Below are 267 nucleotides of genomic sequence, written 5' to 3' on the forward strand. Positions count from 1 at the left end.
GGCGCTCTGCAGGCCCGGGGCGGCAAAATTTCCCCGCAGCCCGCGCCATCGGGTCAAGGTCGACCAGCTCGACAGCCGGCGGCGCACGGTGCTCGGCGCGTGCGGCCCGTCGGCGCGCAGCACATCAGCGGCCTTGAGCGTGGCGGTGACGTCGCCGGGCATGCCGTGCGCGGCATCGGTCTCGCGTTTGACCGGATCCCACAGATGATGGGCGACGAATTTTATCAATAAAGCCTCCGGCGCGGGCCAAGGCAGCGAAAAACCGGT

Annotated in this window: 1 pseudogene; it reads right to left on the minus strand. The window is 68.9% G+C overall.

Annotated features, from left to right (window positions below):
- A pseudogene (locus ACWGS9_RS35805) lies at nt 1–267 on the minus strand (integrase); the annotation flags it as partial.

Source organism: Mesorhizobium sp. Arg314 (assembly GCF_053714275.1).